Here is an 18566-nt window from a genome sequence, read left to right as displayed (position 1 = left end):
GACCTTGGACTTCGGCAAATGGCAGACCCGTTCGCTGTCCCGGCGGCAATTGATCGCCGCCGCATTCGGCTTGCTCGCGTTTCTCGCCTTTGTCGGTTACGCACTGGACCGTGCGTTTGAGCAGGCGGCCGAACAAAGCGTCAAAAGCCGTATGCAGGGCTATGCCATCGCTTACGCGGCCGGGATTGACGTTGACGTCACCGGCGCTTTATTGCCCCCCGCGTTGGCGCCGGACCGTCGCTTGGAAATGCCGGGCAGCGGGTTATATGTACAAATCGTCCAGCCGGGCGGCACGTGGAGTTCGATTTCCGCAATGCGGGTGAACTTGCCGCAAGGCAAGTTGCTGCCGCTGCAGGAAGAGGTGTTTGACGGTCCTTTGCGCATCACAGCCGATGGTGATGTGTTGGGTACGCAGGTCTATCGCTACGGCCGCAGCTTCGCCATGGAATATGGCAACGGCCAGCAAGCCCGGTACACCGTGTACGTGATCGAAGACACGCGACCATTCCGTGCGCTCATGAATGTCTTCCGACAATACATGTGGCGCTATTTGTTGTTGGCGGGACTTGTCTTGATCCTGCTGCAGATGTTGACCCTGCGTTGGAGCCTGCAACCCTTGCGGCGTGTGGTGGCAGAGTTGTCGAACGTGCGGCAAGGTCGCGCACGCCAAATGACCGGCGCCCATCCGCGTGAACTCGCGCCGCTCGTGGGCAGCATCAACGAATTGATTGAAAGCGAACGCAACAATTTGCAACGCCAGCGCAATGTCATGTCGGATTTGGCGCACAGCCTGAAAACACCTCTGGCGGTGATGCGCACGCAGTTGGAAGCCAATGATGATGAAGCCGCCTTGCGCGCGGGCTTCAACACACAGTTGAATCGCATGAATGACATCGTCGGCTATCAGCTCGGCCGGGCGCGTTCCGGCGGACATTCGCTGTACGCTGCGCCGATCGAAATCATGCGCTACGCCGAGGAGATCTCGCGCGGATTGGAAAAGGTCTATGCGCAAAAAGGCATCTTCTGCGAATTCGACGTGGACGAAAACGCGCGGTTCTACGGCGAGCCGGGTGATCTGCAGGAGTTGCTCGGCAACTTGCTTGAGAATGCCTTCAAGTGGGCCGAATCACGCGTCTTGCTGACCGTCGCCGGCATGGCCTCATCCAATGGCCTGCGGCCAGGTGTCCTGATTGCGGTGGAGGATGACGGTCCCGGAATCGAACAAGAGAAAATCCACCTTGTACTTCAGCGCGGCGTACGCGGCGACGAGCGGGTGCAGGGCCATGGCATCGGCTTGTCGATTGTGCAAGACATCATTCACAACTATGCCGGCCTGTTGAATGTGGGCCGTTCTCAAGAGTTGGGTGGTGCGCGCTTTGAAGCCAGAATTCCGCCGGAGGGCGAAGACTCAGCGAAACATGCCCGGTAGAAAACTCTGTGCGCGCGAAGCAGGGCGTGCAGTGGTGCGGGCAGGGCGGCGGGTGCGCGAATCCGTGCTTGTGCTGCGCGGTGCAGTTTGGCGTTCGCTACTGTCTTGCGACTCGTCCGCCGGATTACCGTTGTTTTGCACTTCACCTTGCGTATTCGTCGGCACCGCTTGCGCGGGCATCGCAAACGCGAACGCCGGAGCAATGGCCAAAACAAAGAGTGCGACAATTCGACGCATGGGTCAGTCGGCTGCACAAGGAACACCGAATATACATGGAATCCGGACGGCCGTGGGTGTCGGGACATGAATGGGGCGAACGAATCACGGGCCCTCTCCGCCGAGGACATCCTCGTCAAGCTGCAGCCGCATGCAAGCGAGGCGATCCACCGTCTGCGCGTCTTGGAAGAGACCGATTCGACGAATGCGCGGCTTTTGGCCGAGGCGCCGCGGTCGGGTTTCGACGTGTTGTTTGCCGAAACGCAAACCGCGGGACGGGGTCGGCGCGGACGCAGTTGGCACTCCCCCAAAGGCGCACATCTATATATGTCTTTGGGATACGTCTACGCCGGCAATCTGTCGCAGTTGCCTCCCTTGGCATTGGCGGTCGGTCTTGCCTGCGCCCAAGCCGTGACAGAGTTGACGGCGTTGCCGGTCCGGCTCAAATGGCCGAACGATCTGTATTTGGACGGGCGCAAACTGGGCGGCATATTGATCGAGACGCAACCGCTTGGGAATGGCCAAGTCCATGTTGTCGTCGGGATCGGACTCAACGTCCGCATGCCGGCAGAAGCCGCGGCAATGATCGATCAGCCTTGGAGTGATCTGCAGTCCGCGGCAACGATCGTCGACCGCAACAGGTTGGCGGCGCAGATACTGGATTCACTCGTGACCACCCTTTACAAATTCGCGTCCGACGGCTTTGCGGCATTCAGGGCCGACTTTGAACGCCATGATCTGTTGTTGAACAGGGAGGTCGACATCCACGATGCTAGCGGTGTTCAGCGCGCACGCGCACGCGGTGTCGATGCCAACGGTGCGTTACTGGTCGAGATGGCCGGCGACGGCGTGTTGCGCCCACTGCATGCAGGCGAAGTGAGCATCAGATTGTGACTGATTTTCTTTTCGATCTTGGTAATACCCGTTTGAAATGGGCAACGGCCGATGCACCGGGTGATGCGCGTGCCGTGGCGCATTCGGGTGAAGAAATCTCGCTGCCACCGGAAGTCAGTGGCGATGCGGCCTGGGTGGCCTGCGTGGCGCCGGAATCGCTTAAGGTGACGCTCCTCGACCAGCTGTCACGCCGTTTTTCGCGTGTGCACTGCGCGCAGGTGAGGCGACAACAGGCTTGCTTGGCAATTGCCTACCCGGATCCCCGTCAGATGGGTGTGGATCGATTTCTCTCCCTGCTGGCCTGCGTGCCCGTCAGCGAGCCTTCCTTGGTGGTTAGTGTCGGCACCGCGTTGACCATCGATGGCTTGATGCCCGATGGCCAACATGTGGGCGGTCTGATCGCGCCTTCGCCCGACTTGATGCGCTCAGCCTTGCGCGGCGTATCGTCGCGTTTGCCGTCCGACGGCGGGGCGGTTTTTGACTTTGCCGACAACACGCTCGATGCCTTGGCCAGTGGATGCGCGCACGCCGCCACCAGCTTGATTGAAAGTCGTTGGCGCGCACTCGAGGCGCAGTCCGACACAAAGGCGCAGTGCATTCTGCATGGCGGTGGTGCGTCTGCCCTTCATGGATTTTTGCCGCGGGCAATCCTTCAAACCAATCTTGTGTTGCGCGGACTCGGTGTTTGGCGCAAGTCGGCATCGACACCTAGAATGTCTGCATGATTGCGCGCCCGGTTTTGGTTTTTCTCATTGTCCTGAATTTGGGTGCCGCCCTTTGGTGGGCGTTGCACACGGCGCGCGCGCCAGCACCGGCACGAGCGGACGCGTTGCCGCCGCTGGAGATTGCGAAAGACGTCGGCAACGCACCCGCCGTCGTCCCGGACAATGTCGCCGTGACGCCGCAAACGTCGGCTGCCGGCCTCGCCGATGCACGTTGTGTCTTGCTTGGTGCTTATGGCGAAGCGCGGGATGTGCAGCGAGCGCTGACGGCGCTTCGAGGCATTGGCCTGCAAGCCGACGCGGTTACGCGCCTGAACTCGCCGCGCGGATTCAATGTGTTGATTCCGCCTTTGTCGTCGCCTGAGGCCGCAGCCGACGTGCAAGCCAAGCTGCGCGCAGCCGGATTCCAGGATCAATTTCTGATCCGCCAAGGTGCACAGAGCAATGGCATCGCGTTGGGACGCTTCGGCACCGAGGCGGCCGCGCGCGCTTTGCTGGCGCGATTGAAGGCGGCAGGGTTTCAGGCCCAGTTGTCGCCCGTGGGTGCCAGCACCACCGAGTTGTGGATTCGCGCACTGCACGGTGGGGAACAAGACGAAACGTCGCTACGCAAGCTGGCGTCTGCGCCCCAAGCCAAATCGATTGCCTGCGATCAATAGCCGCCGATCGGGGTTTTCGGACGCGTGAATTGATAGAATAGCGTTCGCGCCGCTTTAGCTCAGTCGGTAGAGCAACTGATTTGTAATCAGTAGGTCGTCCGTTCGATTCGGACAAGCGGCACCAACCCATGACCGGTCACGGCCTGGAGTGTCACTTGAATCGAAAAATTCCGTCCGTCGTCATTTACGGCGTTCCCACTGATATCGGCTGCGCACATCGCGGCGCGTCCATGGGCCCGGAAGCCTTGCGTGTTGCAGGCATTGTCGAAAAGATCGCGCGTCGCGGCATCACCGTGGAAGATGCCGGCAATTTGACCGGTCCGCACAACCCCCTGCAAGGGCCGGTCGACGGCTACCGTCATTTGCAAGAAGTCACGGCTTGGAATCGGGCCGCGTTCGATAAGAGCACCGAAATTTTGGCGGATGGCAAATTGCCGATCATGTTGGGCGGTGACCATTGCCTCGGGATCGGCGCGATCGCCGCGGTGGCAGACCATTGTCGTGCGCAAGGCAAGAAACTCCGCGTGTTTTGGCTGGATGCCCACGCCGATTTCAATACCAGCGAGGCATCGCCCTCGGGCAATATCCACGGCATGCCAGTGGCGGTGCTGTGTGGCCTCGGTCCTGATGCCTTGGTCAACATGGGCAAGACCGCACCGGCACTGACGCCCGATCAGGTTCGCCAAATCGGCATCCGCTCCGTGGACCGTGCCGAGAAGCAGTTGGTCAAGCAACACGATCTCGATATTTACGACATGCGTTACATCGATGAAATCGGCATGCGCCGTGTCATGGATGAAGCCTTGGAAGGTATCGACGACGACACACATATCCATGTGAGTTTCGATGTGGACATGCTCGACCCGTCGATCGCGCCCGGCACCGGCACGCGTGTGCCCGGTGGTGTGAATTATCGCGAAGCGCAGCTGATGTTTGAAATGTTGGCCGATACCGGTCGCGTGGGTTCGGTCGACATCGTCGAAGTGAATCCCGCGTTGGACAAGCGCAATGCCACGGCTCGCTTGGCGGTGGCGTTGATGGAAAGCCTGTTCGGTAAATCAACGTTGGTTCGTGAATGAAGTCCTAATGCGCAACTGAACGACGCACAAATTCTGGCCGCCCATCCACAAGGGATTCACGGCCGCGAACGTTTCATGGATCGCGTACGGGGTGCAGCTTGCACGCCGTCCTTCCCCCACAAAGGAGACTCCACATGAAGAAGCGTTTTGTAGTGCTGTTGATGATGACCTTGTTCTCGATCGGTCTGAGCGCATGCAACACCGTCGCCGGCGCCGGCAAGGATGTGCAAAAGGTCGGTGAAAAGGTTGAAGACAAGGCTGTCGACTGCAAGGACGGTCGCTGCTGATTCGCTTCAACACCGTGACAAAAAGAAGCCGGCGCATGCCGGCTTCTTTCGTTCGGGGGTTCCATCGCGTGATCAGCGCGGCGGATCGGGAACAAAGCCCGGGAAGGGTTGCGGCGCCTGATGGTTCACCGTGCCGCGCCGCGGCAGAATGCCAAGCGCGACCAGCCTTGATCGATTGTCATAGCGGATCGCAACGACCTCGTCCGGCCTTGTCGACGCGCGTTCGAAGCGGGTCCGGCTGACGGCGGAATAGCGCGTCTCTCCGTGCCCGGTGCCGATGCGCTGCACAGCGGCATCACTGGTGGATTTCGACATCTCCATTTGGGGCGCGGGCGGGGCCGCACGGGACTCAGCCATCGCGGGTGCGTGGATGCGAACAGGCGGCACATACTTTTCGGTAAACACAGCTGCACCGATCACCCCGACGTTGTCGGGACGCCCGGTGCGCCCCGCGTAGCTGTCCGGCACCGAGGTGAAATAGAACTGCGCGCTGTGCTGCATCGATTTTCGCCAGCCGTCGATTTCGGCGGTTTGGTAAGGCTCGAGCACATAGCCCGATTGGCCGTAATTGGCACGATCACCCGTGATCAGATTGACGCCGTCGACAGAGAGCACCACCAGGACGCGGCGATCGCTGCGATTGACGAGCTGGACGTTGTAAATATGGCCCGGTGTGCCTTGCACCCAGGTATCGCCGCGGTGCCGGTACTCAGGCAGGGTGCCTTGTCCGCTGCGGTCCACGATGTTGATGTCGACCAAATTGCCGGCGGTGGCCGACCCGCAGGCGAGAAGGGCAGCGAGGCCAAGGGCGAGCGGGGATCGGAAATGCGCGATGGACATGGATTTTCTCCGTGGGTTTTCTAGTGCAACGCGCCAACCGGGAAAACGGGGTCAAGCTAAAATGCCTGTTCATCCAGTCCGTTTCATTTCACATGTCTGACAAAGCCCTCCGGGTACTGACCGGAATCACCACCTCAGGCACACCCCACCTCGGCAACTATGCCGGTGCCATACGACCCGCGATTGCGGCGTCACGCATGCCCGGCGTGGAAAGTTTCTACTTTCTGGCCGATTACCATGCCTTGATCAAGGTCCAGGATCCGGCGCGTGTCCAGCGCAGCACCTTGGAAATTGCGGCGACCTGGCTTGCCTGCGGCTTGGATCCGGCGGCGGTCTGGTTCTATCGGCAAAGTGATGTGCCGGAAATCGCCGAACTGAACTGGTTGCTCACCTGTGTGGCCGGCAAAGGCATCTTGAATCGCGCGCACGCGTACAAGGCCGCGGTGGATAAGAACGCCAGTGAAGGCGTGGATGAGGATGCGGGCATCAGCGCCGGCTTGTTCATGTATCCGGTCCTGATGGCCGCCGACATTTTGCTGTTCAACGCGAACAAGGTGCCGGTGGGTCGCGACCAGGTCCAGCACATCGAAATGGCGCGTGATTTCGCCCAGCGCTTCAATCATTTGTACGGCGAACATTTCGTCTTGCCCGAGGCGGCCATCGAAGACAGCGTGGCCACGTTGCCCGGATTGGACGGGCGGAAAATGTCGAAGAGCTACGACAACACGATCCCGTTGTTCGTGCCCAAGTCGGAGTTGAAAAAACTGATCGCCGGCATCGTCACCGATTCGCGTCTGCCGGGTGAAGCGAAAGACACCGAAGGCTCGGCGTTAATGGATATCTTCCGCGCCTTCGCCAATGCCGAAGAAAGCGCCGCGATGGCGGAAGCGTTCAAGCAAGGCATCGGCTGGGGCGACGCGAAAACCAAACTCGTCGAGCAAATTGATCGCGAAGTGGCGCCGATGCGGGAGCGTTATGAGGCACTGATGGCCAAACCGCAGGACATCGAGGCATTGTTGCGTGATGGCGCTGCGCGCATGCGTGCGCAATACGCCACGCCGTTCATGGGGGCTTTGCGTGAGGCTGTCGGCCTGCGTGATCTGTCTCGAGCCACCGTCGAAAAAGCGGCCGCGACGGTCAAGCAAGACGTGCTGCCGGTATTCAAGCAATACCGTGAAGCCGACGGCAGCTTCAAATTCAAGTTGACCGACGGCGATCGGGTGTTGCTGCAAAGCGCGAGCTTCGACTCGCCGAAGGCTTGCGCCGAATGCATTGCCGCATTGAAGACGTCGCAGCATGTGTCAGATACGACGCTGCTGGCCGAGGGTGCCGATGTTGAAAGCGCCGATGCCGCCCTGCAACGATTGGTTGCCGCGGAATTGGCGCGCAAAGAGGCGAAGTCGTGAATCCGGCACAATTTCCGCTGCTAGCGCTGGTGCTGTTTGCCCCTTGGTTCGCCATTGTCGGCACCTTGTTCTGGAAATTTCCGAGGCAGCCGCGCAACGCGCGTCGGCGCGGTTTCGACGCGGCCGCTTTGGTGTTGGCGGCGGTGGTTTTCGTGGTGGCGACGTGGTGGGCATTCCATCATGCCGACGGCACGCACAACTTATGGAAGCAGGTGTTCGCCACCAGCGTCGGTTACGGCAGTTTTCTCGCCGTGATGGCGGTGGCGTTCGGCATTCGCCGCCGCTGGCTCAAAAGAACCTGACAAAAAACGGCGCGTCATCGCTGACGCGCCGGAGGTCTGTTCGCGCGCCACTCAGTTCGGACGCGCCAAATCGTCCAGTAAGGCTTTCAAGAAGCGAGCCGCTTCGCCGCCAGTGCAGGCGCGATGATCGAAGGTCAGCGAAATGGGCATGCGGCGGTGCACTTCAATGCCGCCCATCACCGCCACCACGTCATGGCACAACTTTCCGGCGCCGATGATGGCTACGCAAGGCGGCACAACGACCGGTGTCGCATAGCGACCGGCGAACATGCCGAAGTTGGAGAGCGAGATGGTGTATCCGGACAATTCGGTTGACGGAATCGAGCGATCCTCGACTTGTGTGCGAAGGCGTTTGATCGCGGCGCGAACACCGTGCGCGTCGAGCATGTCGGCGTTGCGCAGCGCCGGCACAAACAAGCCGTCGTCGGTGTCGACGGCGATGCCGATGTCCACATGCGGATGCAAGGTGCGCGTCAATGCCTGACCGTCGAACCAAGCGTTAAGTGCCGGCACCTCTTTGCATGCGGCGACAATCGAACGCACCAACCTGGCGGTGATGTCTTGCTTGCCGATCCATTGGTGCAGATCGGCATCATCCACAAGCGTGGTCGGCACAACATTGGCATGCGCATCCGCCATGACCCGCGCCATATTGCGGCGAACGCCTTTCAATTGCTCCGGCTGACCGCTCGCGACGACGCCCGGCGGCTGTGTCCGCATCGGTTTGCCGGCCTGCGACACGGTGCTGCGGCGATTTGCGTCGGCTGTCGGAAGCGTTTGCGCGGGTGCCGCGTGCGCCGGCGTCCCATTGTGTTGCGAGGCCTGCGCGGGCATCAACAATGACGCATCCGCGGCGGCGTTTTTGACATCCTGCATGGTGACCACGCCGTCCGGACCGGTTGCCCGCACGCGAGCAATATCCACGCCCAACTTACGCGCTGTCGCGCGCACGGCAGGCACGGCCTTGACGCCACCGACAGCAACAGCTGCTTCGCTACGAACGGCATCGCCGACCTGCATCGCGCCGACTACGGTGCCCGCATCCTTTTTGGCTGTGGCATTGGCATTGGCAGCTTCGGGCTGTGCTGCGTTGCTTGCCGCAATCGCCCCGCCTTCGCTTGATGCCACGACCTTGTTGTCGGGGGCAGGGTCCTGCGTGCCGACGCTGTGGCCGCCGCCATGATGGTGACCGGTGTCTTGTCCTTCCGCGCGTTGCGGCATGGACATGTCCATCTCGAACTCGGCAAGCATGTGACCGGTCACAACAATGTCGCCCGCCGCGCCGGCGAGTTTGAGCAACTTGCCCGACACGGGCGAAGGCACATCCACAACGGCCTTGGCCGTTTCCATCGACACCAGGTTGTCATCCAACTTGATGACATCGCCTTCTTTGACATACCACTCGACAATGGTGGCGTCCGGCAAGCCTTCGCCGAGATCGGGGAGATTGAAAGTCTTCTTCGTCATGCGTGATCCTCAGCGATGCGCCATGGCGCGCTTAGCGGCGGCGACAATCTTGTCGACGCTGGGCAGATATTTCATTTCAAGGCGGAACAAGGGAATGTGCGTGTCGTAGCCGGTCACGCGTTCCACCGGTGCCAACAAATCGAACAAGCATTCCTCGGCCACACGGGCGGCGATTTCCGCGCCGAAACCGGCGGTTTTCGCGGCTTCGTGCACGATGACACAACGACCGGTTTTGGCAACACTTTCCGCAATGGTTGCGAAGTCGAGCGGTGTCAGTGTCGCGACATCGATGACTTCCGCTTGGATGCCGTCTTTCGCCAACATTTCGGCAGCTTCCAGTGTTTCTTTCACTTGCGCGCCCCAGGTCACCAAGGTGATGTCAGCGCCGTCGCGCAGTACGTAACACACGTCGAGCGGCAGGGCTTCGCCGTCATCCGGTACCAATTCCTTGTATTGGCGATAGATGCGCTTGGGCTCCATGTACACCACCGGATCCGGATCGCGAATCGCAGCGAGCAAAAGTCCGTAAGCGCGCGCGGGCGACGAAGGCATCACCACACGGATGCCCGGCACGTTGGTAAAGATCGATTCATTGGCTTCGCTGTGATGTTCGGGTGCACGAATGCCGCCGCCCCACGGCACGCGCAAGACCATCGGGCAGGTCAGGCGGCCACGGGTGCGATAGCGCATGCGTGCCGCGTGACATACGAGAAAGTCGACCATCGGATACATGAAGCCGTCAAATTGGGCTTCGGCCACCGGCTTCATGCCTTGCGACGCCATGCCGACTGTGAGGCCGGCAATCGTGGTTTCGTCCAACGGGGTGTCGAGAACCCGCATGTCGCCGAAGGTTTGCTGCAGACCGGCGGTGGCGCGAAACACGCCGCCATTCACGCCGACGTCTTCACCCAACACCACGACATCTTTGTCGTGGCGCATTTCATAGGCCAGCGCTTGCGTGATGGCTTCGATCAAGCAGATCGGTTGTGCGGTTTGTTCGCTCATGCGCGTTTCTCCAAAGCCAGCGCCGCATCGCGTTGTTCGGCCAAATCGGCCGGCATGTCGGCATACAAATAATCAAACATCGCCTCGACCGGTTGCACCGGGGTTTCGAGGTAGGCGTTGATTTCGACGTCGACTTTCTTGCCGCATTCTTCGATCCAAGCCTTTTCTTTGTCCTCGTCCCAAAGCTTCAGGCCGGTCAGGTACTTGCGAAGACGGATGAACGGCTCACGCGTCCATGCGTCTTTGACTTCGTCTTCGCCGCGATAACGACGCGCGTCATCGGCGGTGGTGTGGTCGTGCAGACGATAGGTCATGAATTCGATCACCGATCCGCCATCGCCGTTGCGCGCGCGTTCGGTGGCGCGACGCATCGCTTCCAGCACGGCGACGATGTCATTTCCGTCCACCTGCAAGCAATGCAAGCCACCCGCCAAGCCTTTCTGCGCCAAGGTGGTGGCGCCCGTTTGCGCCTTACGCGGTACCGAAATCGCCCAACCGTTGTTGATGACGCACAAGACCAACGGCAGTTTGTAGGCGCCGGCGGAGTTCACTGCCGCATAGAAGTCGGTTTTGGAAGAGCCACCATCACCGCAACAGGCCACCGCGACGCTCGACTTGTTCTTCAATTTGAAACTCAAGGCGGCACCGGCGGCCATCAGCATCTGGGTGGAAATCGGCACGCACCAGGGATAGTCGTTCTTCGGTCCTTCGAAATCGTTGCCGCGTTCATCGCCACCCCAATACATCAACACCTCGCGCGGACGCACACCGCGCATGAATTGCGCGCCGTATTCACGATAGCTGGGGGCGAACACGTCTTCCGGCGCCATCGAGGCCCCGATGCCGACGTGTGTGGCTTCATGGCCGAGGCAGGCGGCATAGGTTCCAAGCTTGCCCGTGCGTTGCAGGGCGATCGCCTTGGTATCGAAGGTGCGCACGAACAGCATTTGCTTGAACAATTCGACCAAGCGTCCGGGATCCGGCACCGCTGGCGGCAAGGGTCCGGTCAGTACGCCCTCCGGGTTCAGACATTGCAGATATTCGATTTCGTAACTTGCCGCGAGGGTCATGGGCACGTCATTCCATATCAGGTGAAACGACCATGATAAGGCCGAAGGCGCCATTCACTTTTGCGCAGTGCGGCATGAAACCGCTGCGTGCAGTGCCATACAGGCGCCCGGCGGACGTGTGAAAATCCCCCCATGAGCATTGAAAAGAACACGCGCCCACTTGAGTCCGGCATCTACACCGATCTGGACGGACAACTGACGTATGCAGGCTATTTGGATTTGGGCCGATTGCTATCGGCCCAACACCCGCTGTCCTCGCCGCCGCATCACGATGAGATGTTGTTCATCATCCAACACCAGACAAGTGAGCTGTGGCTGAAACTGCTGATTCACGAGCTCACCGCGGCGATTGAGCACTTGCGCAACGATCGCGTCTGGCAATTCGGCAAGGTGGTGGCGCGCTGCAAGCGCGTGCTCGACCAATTGACCAACCAATGGTCGGTGCTGGAGACGCTGACCCCGTCCGAATACATGGAATTCCGTGAAATTCTGGGGCCGTCCAGCGGCTTTCAGTCATTGCAATACCGGCAAGTCGAATTCCTGCTCGGCAACAAGAATGCCGGCATGGTGAAAGTGTTCAAACACGACCCTGGCGCACAGCAAACCTTGCAGTCGGCGCTGGATGCGCCGAGTCTCTATGACGAATTCCTGCGCTATCTCGCCCGCTGGGGTCATGCCGTTCCTGCTGCGCATCTGCAACGTGATTGGTCGGAGCCGCATGCGCGCAATGATGATTTGCTCCCTGTGTTCGAACGCATCTACGAAGACACCAACAATTTTTATCGCGAGTACGCGCTTTGCGAAGACCTCGTCGATCTCGAGACGCAGTTCCAGTTGTGGCGTTACCGCCATATGCGCACGGTGATGCGCATCATCGGCTTCAAACGCGGCACCGGCGGTTCGAGCGGTGTCGATTTTCTAAAACGTGCGCTCGATCTCACCTTCTTCCCCGAATTGTTTGAAGTACGCACGAGCATCGGTCGGGATTGACGACTGCGCCGGCCTTCTGCTGAATGCGGGTCATTTGACGCCCGCCGACAAAATAAGGGATGCTCGCCGGAATGCGCAGCACGGGGTTGCGCTGCCAACTCGATTCACGGGAAGCATTTGATGAGTACACCAATTCCAAACCAAGTGGAACCGTCGGGCGCGTCTGTCGCCACGCCGGTCGATGGCAATCCGCCACCGTTCGACACGATGATGGGTCACCCCAAGCCGTTGTGGATGTTGTTCATGACGGAGTTCTGGGAACGCTTTGCGTTCTACGGCATCCGTTGGGCACTCGTGTTGTACGTCGTTGCCCAGTTCTATAACGGCGACGCCGGCGGTGAAGCCCCGGCGGGCAAGTTGTATGGCGCCTATTTGGCTTTGGTGTATGCGGGTGCGATTTTCGGCGGGTATGCCGCCGACAAGATTTTGGGTTACCAACGCTCGATCCTGATCGGTGCGGTCATCATGGCGGCCGGCTTGTTCATGATCGCGATGCCGAATCAAGAAGTCTTCAAGTTGGGTCTGGCCACCGTGGTGGTCGGCAACGGCATGTTCAAACCGATCATTTCAACCATGGTCGGCAAGCTGTATTCGACGGGCGATGAGCGTCGCGATTCCGGCTTCACGATCTTCTACATGGGCATCAACATGGGCGCGATGATCGCGCCGATCGTCACGCAAATCCTTGCGCAAAAAGTGTTCGGCTCGGATGCGATGCCGGCCTACAAAGTGGTCTTCATGGCGGCCGGTGTCGGCATGATCATCAGCTTCTTGTGGTTCTGGTTCGGCCGCAAGCAACTGAAGGGCATCGGCTTGCCGGCGCTTGACCAAGGCAGCATGGGCAAGACGCTGATGGTGGTTGCCGTGGCACTCGCCGCCATCCCGTTGGTGTACTTCCTGTTGACCATCGATGCGACCACCTTGCAATGGTGGGTGCTGACGCCGATGTTCGTCTTGCTGTGCATCCTGCTGTTGGTGGAAGGCATCCGTAACGGCATGGTCGCGCGCGACAAAGTCATCGCGATGTTGATCATTTTCACTTTCAACATCGTGTTCTGGATGTTCTTCGAACAAGCAGGTAGCTCTTTCACCTTCTTGGCCGACAAGATCGTGGACCGTGACCTCGGCTTCATGACCTTCCCGAATGCATGGTTCCAATCGGTGAACTCGGTGGCCATCATCACCTTGGCACCGATCATTGCGTGGCTGTGGGTGCGCATGGGCAAAGCCAATCCGTCCATTCCGCGCAAATTCTCGCTCGGCATCATCTTCAATGGTCTGGCGTTCCTGTTGCTGATGTTCGCCCTGTCCAAGCTGGTGGATCCGGGCACGAACAAAATTCCGTTCTGGACTTTGTTCGCCGTGTATTGGATTCAATCCATCGGTGAGCTGTGCTTGTCGCCGATCGGCTTGTCGATGGTGACCAAATTGGCACCGCTGCGTTTGGTCGGCTTCGGCATGGGCGGCTGGTTCCTGTCGACCGGCATCGGCAACAACTTGTCGGGCCTGTTCGCGAGCGAAGCCAGCGGCGAAGGTGGCATGACCGTGGTCAGCGCACTGGATGCTTACACCAAGGGCTTCTGGATCTTGCTGGTGTGCGGCGTGGTGTTGTTCTTGGTCGCACCCCTGGTGCAAAAACTGATGCACGGCGTGAAGTAAGGTCGCGATCATCAGGTTCAACAGAAAAGGCCCGCTGCGAAGCGGGCCTTTTTCTTTCGTTCGGCATGTGGGTGCTCAGGACAAGGAAGCCAGTCCGGACTCGAGCTTGTCGAACAGTGCCTCGAGCGCCTCATGTTCCAGGGTATTGAATCCGGATAGCAGGCGCGCTTCCAGTGCCAGGGCCAACGGCGCGATTTGCGCATGCAGGCGCGTTCCCGAAGCACTCAGATCCAAAATGGACTTGCGGCGATCACCGGCGTCGAATTTGCGCTTGAGCAGCTTGCGCTCGAGCAGTCGCGCGACCGTTCGGCTGACGGTGACTTTGTCCATCGCGGTACGGGCGGCGACCTCGTTGGCAGACAGGGCATGGAAGCGTCCCAACACCGCGATGATGCGCCATTCTGTCACCGACAAATCGAACTCGGCCTGGTACAGCTCGGCGATCCGTGCACTGATACGGTTAGATAGCACCGACAACCGGTAGGGCACGAATTCCTCCAGCACCAACGCCGCATCCGCATTCATTTTCCGAGGTTTTGCTGCCATCCGCCCGCGTCTCTTGAAATTGGTTTCATTTGAAACTATAAAGACTGTCTTCGCAACCATTTCTGGAGACCGCCATGTCCATCCAACGCGCCAAACCCGACCTCGACCTCGGCATGGTGCCGACCACCTTCGACAATCCGATGGGCATCGCTGGTTTCGAATTCGTTGAATTCGCCGCGCCCAAAGGTGAAGGCGCGCGCATGCGCGAATACCTGGAGGGCATGGGTTTCACGGCGATCGGCAAACATGCAACGCGCGACATCACCTTGTTCCGTCAAGGCGGCATCAACTTCCTGTTGAATGAAACACAAGACTCGTTCGCCTCGGACTTCGCCGAGAAGCACGGTCCTTCCGCCTGCGGTTTTGCCGTGAACTTCAACCAGCCCACGGAAACGGTCTTGGCCCATGTCATTGCCAACGGTGGCGAGGCGATGGATTTCAAGGCGGAGACCAAGGCGGTGGACGCGCCGGTGATCAAAGGCATCGGCGATTGCATGTTGTATCTGATCGATAGCAACAACGATGCCCTGTATGCCGACTTTGTAGCGTTTGAAGGTGTCGACACGCAGCCCAAGGGTTTCGGTCTGACCTTCATCGACCATCTCACGCACAATCTGTTCCTCGGCAACATGCAGAAGTGGTCGGATTATTACGAGAAGTTGTTCAACTTCCGCGAAATTCGCTACTTCGACATCAAGGGTTCGAAGACCGGCCTGCTCTCCAAGGCCATGACCGCACCCGACGGCGTCGTGCGTATTCCGCTCAACGAGTCTTCGGATGAAAAGAGCCAAATCAACGAATACCTGCGTGACTACAAGGGCGAGGGCATCCAACACATCGCCCTGTTCACCAACAACATTTACGAATCGATCGAAGCCATGCATGCCAAGGGCGTGAAATTCCTCGACACGCCGGACACCTATTTCGATGTGATTGACGTGCGCGTGCCGAACCACGGTGAAGACGTCGAGCGCTTGCGCAAGAACTCGATCCTGATCGATGCCGACATGGAAACCAAGCAACGCAAGTTGTTGCAGATCTTCACCCAGAACGCATTCGGACCGATCTTTTTCGAGATCATCCAACGCAAGGGCAACGAAGGCTTCGGTGAGGGCAATTTCCAAGCCTTGTTCGAGTCGATCGAGCGCGACCAGATGAAGCGCGGCGTGCTGTAAGCCATCGGGAGCAGCGGAATGGTGAAGCAAACGGGTTATATGAGCGGATTCGGCAACGAATTCGCCACGGAAGCCTTGGCAGGCACCTTGCCGGACGGCCGTAACAGTCCGCAACGGGTGGCGCACGGGTTGTATGCCGAACAGATCAGCGGGACGGCGTTCACCGCGCCGCGCAACAGCAATCGCCGCACCTGGACCTATCGCATCCGTCCGGCGGCGATGCACGGAAAGTTCACGCCCTTCACCCAAGCGCACTTCCATAACGACTTCGGTCAAGGGCCGGTGACGCCCGAGCAACTACGTTGGAGTCCGATGCCGATGCCGGCATCGAAGGTTGACTTCATCGAGGGTCTTTTCACGATGGGCGGCAATGGCTCGCCGGCTGCCGGCAGCGGTATCGGCATCCATTTGTATTCGGCTAACGCCGACATGTCCGGCCGTTACTTCTACAACGCCGATGGCGAAATGTTGATCGTCCCGCAGCAAGGGCGATTGGTGATCTGCACCGAGTTGGGCGTGTTGGAAGTGACGCCGCAAGAAGTGGCGGTGATTCCGCGCGGCATCCGCTTCAAGGTGAATTTGCCGGACCGGGAATCCCGTGGCTATGTCTGCGAGAATTTCGGCGCGTTCTTGCGATTGCCGGATCTCGGCCCCATCGGCAGCAATGGATTGGCGCAACCGCGTGATTTCCTGACGCCCTGCGCAAGCTACGAAGACCAGGAAGGCGACTTCGAACTGGTCGCGAAGTTCCAAGGCCACTTGTGGCGTGCCGACATCGGCCACTCACCGCTGGATGTGGTCGGTTGGCATGGCAATCATGTGCCGTACAAATACGATTTGCGCAAATTCAATACGATCGGCTCGATCAGCTTCGATCATCCCGACCCGTCAATTTTCCTCGTGCTGCATTCGCCGTCGGATACGCCGGGTGTCGGCAATCTCGATTTTGTCGTGTTCGGACCGCGCATTTTGGCGATGCAAGATACCTTCCGCCCGCCGTGGTTCCATCGCAATATCGCCAGCGAATGCATGGGCTTGATTCACGGAGCCTACGACGCGAAAGCCGAAGGCTTTGCACCGGGCGGCTGCTCGATCCATAACTGCATGACCGGTCACGGCCCGGATGCGGCCACCTTTGAAAAGGCGAGCCAAGCGGACACCACCAAGCCGGACTACATCCGGGACACCATGGCCTTCATGTTCGAGTCGCGCCATGTCATCCGTCCTTCGCAGCAGGCGATGGATGCCGCACATCGCCAAGCCGAATACATTGAATGCTGGGCGGGTTTGGAAAAGCACTTCAAGCCGGCCTGACATGGATGCGGAGATGAACGGTCTTGTCCGTCTGGACAAGCCGTTCATGTGCATTCCGCGAAGGTGTAAGCAAGTTCATGCACAGGAGCGCACGATGCGCCGACTGATTCTTGCCACCTTGGTTTCCGCCCTTGCGGCATGCACGCAACCCCAAGCCCCGGCACCGACCTCGGATGCCACCCCGTCACCGGCGACGTCGACCCCACCGGTCAATGCGCAGGATTCAACACCTGCATCAGATCTCCCTCCGGCAGACAGCACGCCCGCACCGGCGCCCGCCGAACCGGAGGCGCGAGGCCTGGCCCAATGGGGTGGCTATGGCGATACGCGTTTCGGAATGGACGAAGCCGCGTTTACCCGCGCGTGGGGCGGTGAGTTGAAAAACTTGAAGGAAGATCCGGCCTGCTTCCACCTCATGCCGAAATCCGCGAAGACCAGCGCGGCATTGGCCTTCATGTTCGTTGACGGAAAATTCGCCCGCTACAGCACCGAGAGTGCAAAAGAAGTCGCGCCCGGTGGCGGCAAAGTCGGCGCTTCCATGGCCGACATCGAGTCCATGTACGGCAAGACCATCGACGTTCAACCGCACAAGTACACAGACGGCAAATATCTGCGCATCAAGCACGGTGACGACGTCTTGATTTTCGCCACCGACAAGGCCGGTGTGGTTCAAGACTGGCGCGTGGGGCGTCCGCCCGCGATTGATTACGTCGAAGGCTGTGCCTGAGTCGCCAGCGTTGCGGTCGCAGACATCGCGGCCGCGGCATCAACATCCTGCGCATTCAAGGCGACCCAAGCTGCATTGACGCGATCCACATGTGCTTCAGGCAAAACTTCCATCAGACGTTCCGCGACGCGCACCGCCATGCTGACTTTGGTGTGACCGTGGATGAAACACATGCCGGCAATCATCGCGTCCACCAATTCGTCTTCCTGCGTGGTCGTCTGCATTTCGACCGCGATGGAAGACGCGTGCATGTCGCGTTGCAGTTGCAGCATGTCCACCATGTACATTTTCGCCGCCGCAATGGAACGGCGTTGCGCAGGGCGCGTGGTGTTCACGGGCGCGGTTGCTGCTGGTGCGGGCGTGGAATGCGCAGAATCGATCAGCGTGGTGACGGTCGTGGCGGATTTCGCTGCGCGGGCTTGTGCGATGGACTCGGTCGCCAAGGACACCTGTTTGGCGACTTCATCGCGTTTGCTGCGCAGTGAGCCGAGCAGTTGCTTGACGCCGTTTTCGGGGCGGCTACGAATCTGTTCGCCGGCACTTTGCGCATCGTGGGAAAGGAACCCCTGCTTCACCAGGCCGTCGATATCCGCGAGGGCGCCCATTCCGAGCATGCCGACGATGCGGTCGATCGAGCGCTCACCATCACAGAGGATCAGCACCCGCCGCTGCGCTTGAGACAGCTCGGCACCGTGACGCGCCAACACTTCTTTAGCAAGCGAGGTCTTGTGCAATTGCATAATGGCCACTGCCTTCTGAAAACAACCGGTACTCTTGAG

At 59.6% G+C, this 18566-nt stretch carries 20 protein-coding genes and 1 tRNA gene; 14 read left to right on the top strand and 7 right to left on the bottom strand.

Translation table 11 applies throughout. The annotated features are described in order from the left end of the window. Positions 1–34 precede the first annotated feature (34 nt). Positions 35–1429 (top strand): ATP-binding protein, encoded by a 1395-nt coding sequence (locus tag H8L67_RS09385; RefSeq protein WP_220380810.1) that lies wholly within the window; start codon positions 35–37, stop codon positions 1427–1429. Here the strand turns inward: H8L67_RS09385 and H8L67_RS09380 are convergent. Continuing rightward, positions 1409–1666 carry a hypothetical protein gene (locus H8L67_RS09380; protein WP_220379575.1) on the bottom strand — a complete coding sequence of 86 codons (258 nt, stop codon included), beginning with the start codon at positions 1664–1666 and terminating at the stop codon, positions 1409–1411. The genes H8L67_RS09385 and H8L67_RS09380 overlap by 21 nt on opposite strands. A gap of 66 nt (positions 1667–1732) precedes the next feature. On the opposite strand from H8L67_RS09380, the gene H8L67_RS09375 reads away from it, so the two are divergent. The 6 genes from H8L67_RS09375 (at position 1733) to H8L67_RS09350 (ending at position 5286) form a co-directional block, all read left to right on the top strand. Then, a complete protein-coding gene (locus H8L67_RS09375) occupies positions 1733–2539 on the top strand; it encodes a biotin--[acetyl-CoA-carboxylase] ligase (protein WP_220379573.1) in 807 nt (268 codons plus the stop codon). After that, a complete protein-coding gene (locus H8L67_RS09370) occupies positions 2536–3264 on the top strand; it encodes a type III pantothenate kinase (RefSeq protein WP_220379572.1) in 729 nt (242 codons plus the stop codon). Before H8L67_RS09375 ends, H8L67_RS09370 begins: the two co-directional genes overlap by 4 nt. Beyond that, positions 3261–3920 carry an SPOR domain-containing protein gene (locus tag H8L67_RS09365; RefSeq protein WP_220379571.1) on the top strand — a complete coding sequence of 220 codons (660 nt, stop codon included), beginning with the start codon at positions 3261–3263 and terminating at the stop codon, positions 3918–3920. Before H8L67_RS09370 ends, H8L67_RS09365 begins: the two co-directional genes overlap by 4 nt. 48 nt (positions 3921–3968) lie before the next feature. After that, positions 3969–4044 (top strand) — tRNA-Thr (locus H8L67_RS09360). Positions 4045–4075: 31 nt separating this feature from the next. Beyond that, a complete protein-coding gene (rocF, locus tag H8L67_RS09355; RefSeq protein WP_255555963.1) occupies positions 4076–4999 on the top strand; it encodes an arginase in 924 nt (307 codons plus the stop codon). Positions 5000–5133: 134 nt separating this feature from the next. Continuing rightward, entirely contained in the window at positions 5134–5286 is a 153-nt protein-coding gene (locus H8L67_RS09350) for an entericidin A/B family lipoprotein (RefSeq protein ID WP_220379567.1), read from the top strand. Between the two features lie 72 nt (positions 5287–5358). Here H8L67_RS09350 and H8L67_RS09345 read toward each other — a convergent pair whose 3' ends face one another. Beyond that, positions 5359–6126 (bottom strand): hypothetical protein, encoded by a 768-nt coding sequence (locus H8L67_RS09345; protein WP_220379566.1) that lies wholly within the window; start codon positions 6124–6126, stop codon positions 5359–5361. Between the two features lie 92 nt (positions 6127–6218). Between H8L67_RS09345 and H8L67_RS09340 the strand changes: the two genes are divergently transcribed. Together H8L67_RS09340 and H8L67_RS09335 are read left to right on the top strand one after the other, a co-directional pair. Next, a complete protein-coding gene (locus H8L67_RS09340; RefSeq protein ID WP_220379564.1) occupies positions 6219–7532 on the top strand; it encodes a tryptophan--tRNA ligase in 1314 nt (437 codons plus the stop codon). Next, entirely contained in the window at positions 7529–7834 is a 306-nt protein-coding gene (locus H8L67_RS09335) for a hypothetical protein (protein ID WP_220379563.1), read from the top strand. Before H8L67_RS09340 ends, H8L67_RS09335 begins: the two co-directional genes overlap by 4 nt. A 51-nt stretch (positions 7835–7885) precedes the next feature. Here the strand turns inward: H8L67_RS09335 and H8L67_RS09330 are convergent, their stop codons facing one another. The 3 genes from H8L67_RS09330 to pdhA are packed head-to-tail and all read right to left on the bottom strand — an operon-like array spanning position 7886 to position 11376. Continuing rightward, positions 7886–9301, bottom strand: coding sequence for a dihydrolipoamide acetyltransferase family protein (locus tag H8L67_RS09330; RefSeq protein WP_220379562.1), 1416 nt, complete (start codon positions 9299–9301; stop codon positions 7886–7888). 9 nt (positions 9302–9310) lie between these two features. Beyond that, positions 9311–10306, bottom strand: coding sequence for an alpha-ketoacid dehydrogenase subunit beta (locus H8L67_RS09325; RefSeq protein WP_220379561.1), 996 nt, complete (start codon positions 10304–10306; stop codon positions 9311–9313). Continuing rightward, entirely contained in the window at positions 10303–11376 is a 1074-nt protein-coding gene (gene pdhA, locus H8L67_RS09320; RefSeq protein WP_220379560.1) for a pyruvate dehydrogenase (acetyl-transferring) E1 component subunit alpha, read from the bottom strand. The genes H8L67_RS09325 and pdhA overlap by 4 nt, the downstream gene beginning before the upstream one ends. A 132-nt stretch (positions 11377–11508) precedes the next feature. Between pdhA and H8L67_RS09315 the strand changes: the two genes are divergently transcribed. Together H8L67_RS09315 and H8L67_RS09310 are read left to right on the top strand one after the other, a co-directional pair. Then, the gene (locus tag H8L67_RS09315; RefSeq protein ID WP_220379558.1) at positions 11509–12366 is read left to right on the top strand and encodes a tryptophan 2,3-dioxygenase; all 858 of its coding nucleotides are present in this window, start codon (positions 11509–11511) and stop codon (positions 12364–12366) included. Positions 12367–12573: 207 nt separating this feature from the next. Beyond that, positions 12574–14025, top strand: coding sequence for a peptide MFS transporter (locus tag H8L67_RS09310; protein ID WP_255556078.1), 1452 nt, complete (start codon positions 12574–12576; stop codon positions 14023–14025). A 75-nt stretch (positions 14026–14100) separates the two neighbouring features. On the opposite strand, the gene H8L67_RS09305 is transcribed toward H8L67_RS09310, so the two are convergent. Further along, complete coding sequence (locus tag H8L67_RS09305) at positions 14101–14571, bottom strand: MarR family winged helix-turn-helix transcriptional regulator (protein WP_220379555.1); 471 nt, start codon at positions 14569–14571, stop codon at positions 14101–14103. Between the two features lie 74 nt (positions 14572–14645). Here H8L67_RS09305 and hppD point away from each other — a divergent pair, with 74 nt between their 5' ends. From hppD to H8L67_RS09290, 3 genes are all read left to right on the top strand, one after another. Then, positions 14646–15746 carry a 4-hydroxyphenylpyruvate dioxygenase gene (gene hppD / locus H8L67_RS09300; protein WP_343222344.1) on the top strand — a complete coding sequence of 367 codons (1101 nt, stop codon included), beginning with the start codon at positions 14646–14648 and terminating at the stop codon, positions 15744–15746. 18 nt (positions 15747–15764) lie between these two features. Next, positions 15765–17060 carry a homogentisate 1,2-dioxygenase gene (hmgA, locus tag H8L67_RS09295; RefSeq protein WP_220379554.1) on the top strand — a complete coding sequence of 432 codons (1296 nt, stop codon included), beginning with the start codon at positions 15765–15767 and terminating at the stop codon, positions 17058–17060. Between the two features lie 94 nt (positions 17061–17154). After that, positions 17155–17787, top strand: coding sequence for a lectin (locus H8L67_RS09290; protein ID WP_220379553.1), 633 nt, complete (start codon positions 17155–17157; stop codon positions 17785–17787). Here H8L67_RS09290 and H8L67_RS09285 read toward each other — a convergent pair. After that, on the bottom strand, positions 17766–18527 hold the full coding sequence (locus tag H8L67_RS09285; RefSeq protein ID WP_220379552.1) for a hypothetical protein: 762 nt from the start codon (positions 18525–18527) through the stop codon (positions 17766–17768). The two genes, H8L67_RS09290 and H8L67_RS09285, sit on opposite strands and share 22 nt — an antisense overlap. Positions 18528–18566: the final 39 nt, after the last annotated feature.

The sequence above is a fragment of the Lysobacter soyae genome (genome assembly GCF_019551435.1).
In the GTDB taxonomy this organism is placed as follows: domain Bacteria; phylum Pseudomonadota; class Gammaproteobacteria; order Xanthomonadales; family Xanthomonadaceae; genus Solilutibacter; species Solilutibacter soyae.
This window is presented reverse-complemented; position numbering and strand designations above follow the sequence as displayed.

Bases quoted from the DNA above. Each gene is read 5' to 3' on its own strand.
- H8L67_RS09375 (WP_220379573.1), top strand. From the start codon at position 1,733: ATGAATGGGGCGAACGAATCACGGGCCCTCTCCGCCGAGGACATCCTC.
- H8L67_RS09345 (WP_220379566.1), bottom strand. From the start codon at position 6,126: ATGTCCATCGCGCATTTCCGATCCCCGCTCGCCCTTGGCCTCGCTGCC.
- H8L67_RS09310 (WP_255556078.1), top strand. From the start codon at position 12,574: ATGATGGGTCACCCCAAGCCGTTGTGGATGTTGTTCATGACGGAGTTC.
- H8L67_RS09340 (WP_220379564.1), top strand. From the start codon at position 6,219: ATGTCTGACAAAGCCCTCCGGGTACTGACCGGAATCACCACCTCAGGC.
- H8L67_RS09315 (WP_220379558.1), top strand. From the start codon at position 11,509: ATGAGCATTGAAAAGAACACGCGCCCACTTGAGTCCGGCATCTACACC.
- H8L67_RS09365 (WP_220379571.1), top strand. From the start codon at position 3,261: ATGATTGCGCGCCCGGTTTTGGTTTTTCTCATTGTCCTGAATTTGGGT.
- H8L67_RS09380 (WP_220379575.1), bottom strand. From the start codon at position 1,666: ATGCGTCGAATTGTCGCACTCTTTGTTTTGGCCATTGCTCCGGCGTTC.
- H8L67_RS09325 (WP_220379561.1), bottom strand. From the start codon at position 10,306: ATGAGCGAACAAACCGCACAACCGATCTGCTTGATCGAAGCCATCACG.
- hppD (WP_343222344.1), top strand. From the start codon at position 14,646: ATGTCCATCCAACGCGCCAAACCCGACCTCGACCTCGGCATGGTGCCG.
- H8L67_RS09290 (WP_220379553.1), top strand. From the start codon at position 17,155: ATGCGCCGACTGATTCTTGCCACCTTGGTTTCCGCCCTTGCGGCATGC.
- H8L67_RS09330 (WP_220379562.1), bottom strand. From the start codon at position 9,301: ATGACGAAGAAGACTTTCAATCTCCCCGATCTCGGCGAAGGCTTGCCG.
- H8L67_RS09350 (WP_220379567.1), top strand. From the start codon at position 5,134: ATGAAGAAGCGTTTTGTAGTGCTGTTGATGATGACCTTGTTCTCGATC.
- hmgA (WP_220379554.1), top strand. From the start codon at position 15,765: ATGGTGAAGCAAACGGGTTATATGAGCGGATTCGGCAACGAATTCGCC.
- H8L67_RS09285 (WP_220379552.1), bottom strand. From the start codon at position 18,527: ATGCAATTGCACAAGACCTCGCTTGCTAAAGAAGTGTTGGCGCGTCAC.
- H8L67_RS09305 (WP_220379555.1), bottom strand. From the start codon at position 14,571: ATGGCAGCAAAACCTCGGAAAATGAATGCGGATGCGGCGTTGGTGCTG.
- pdhA (WP_220379560.1), bottom strand. From the start codon at position 11,376: ATGACCCTCGCGGCAAGTTACGAAATCGAATATCTGCAATGTCTGAAC.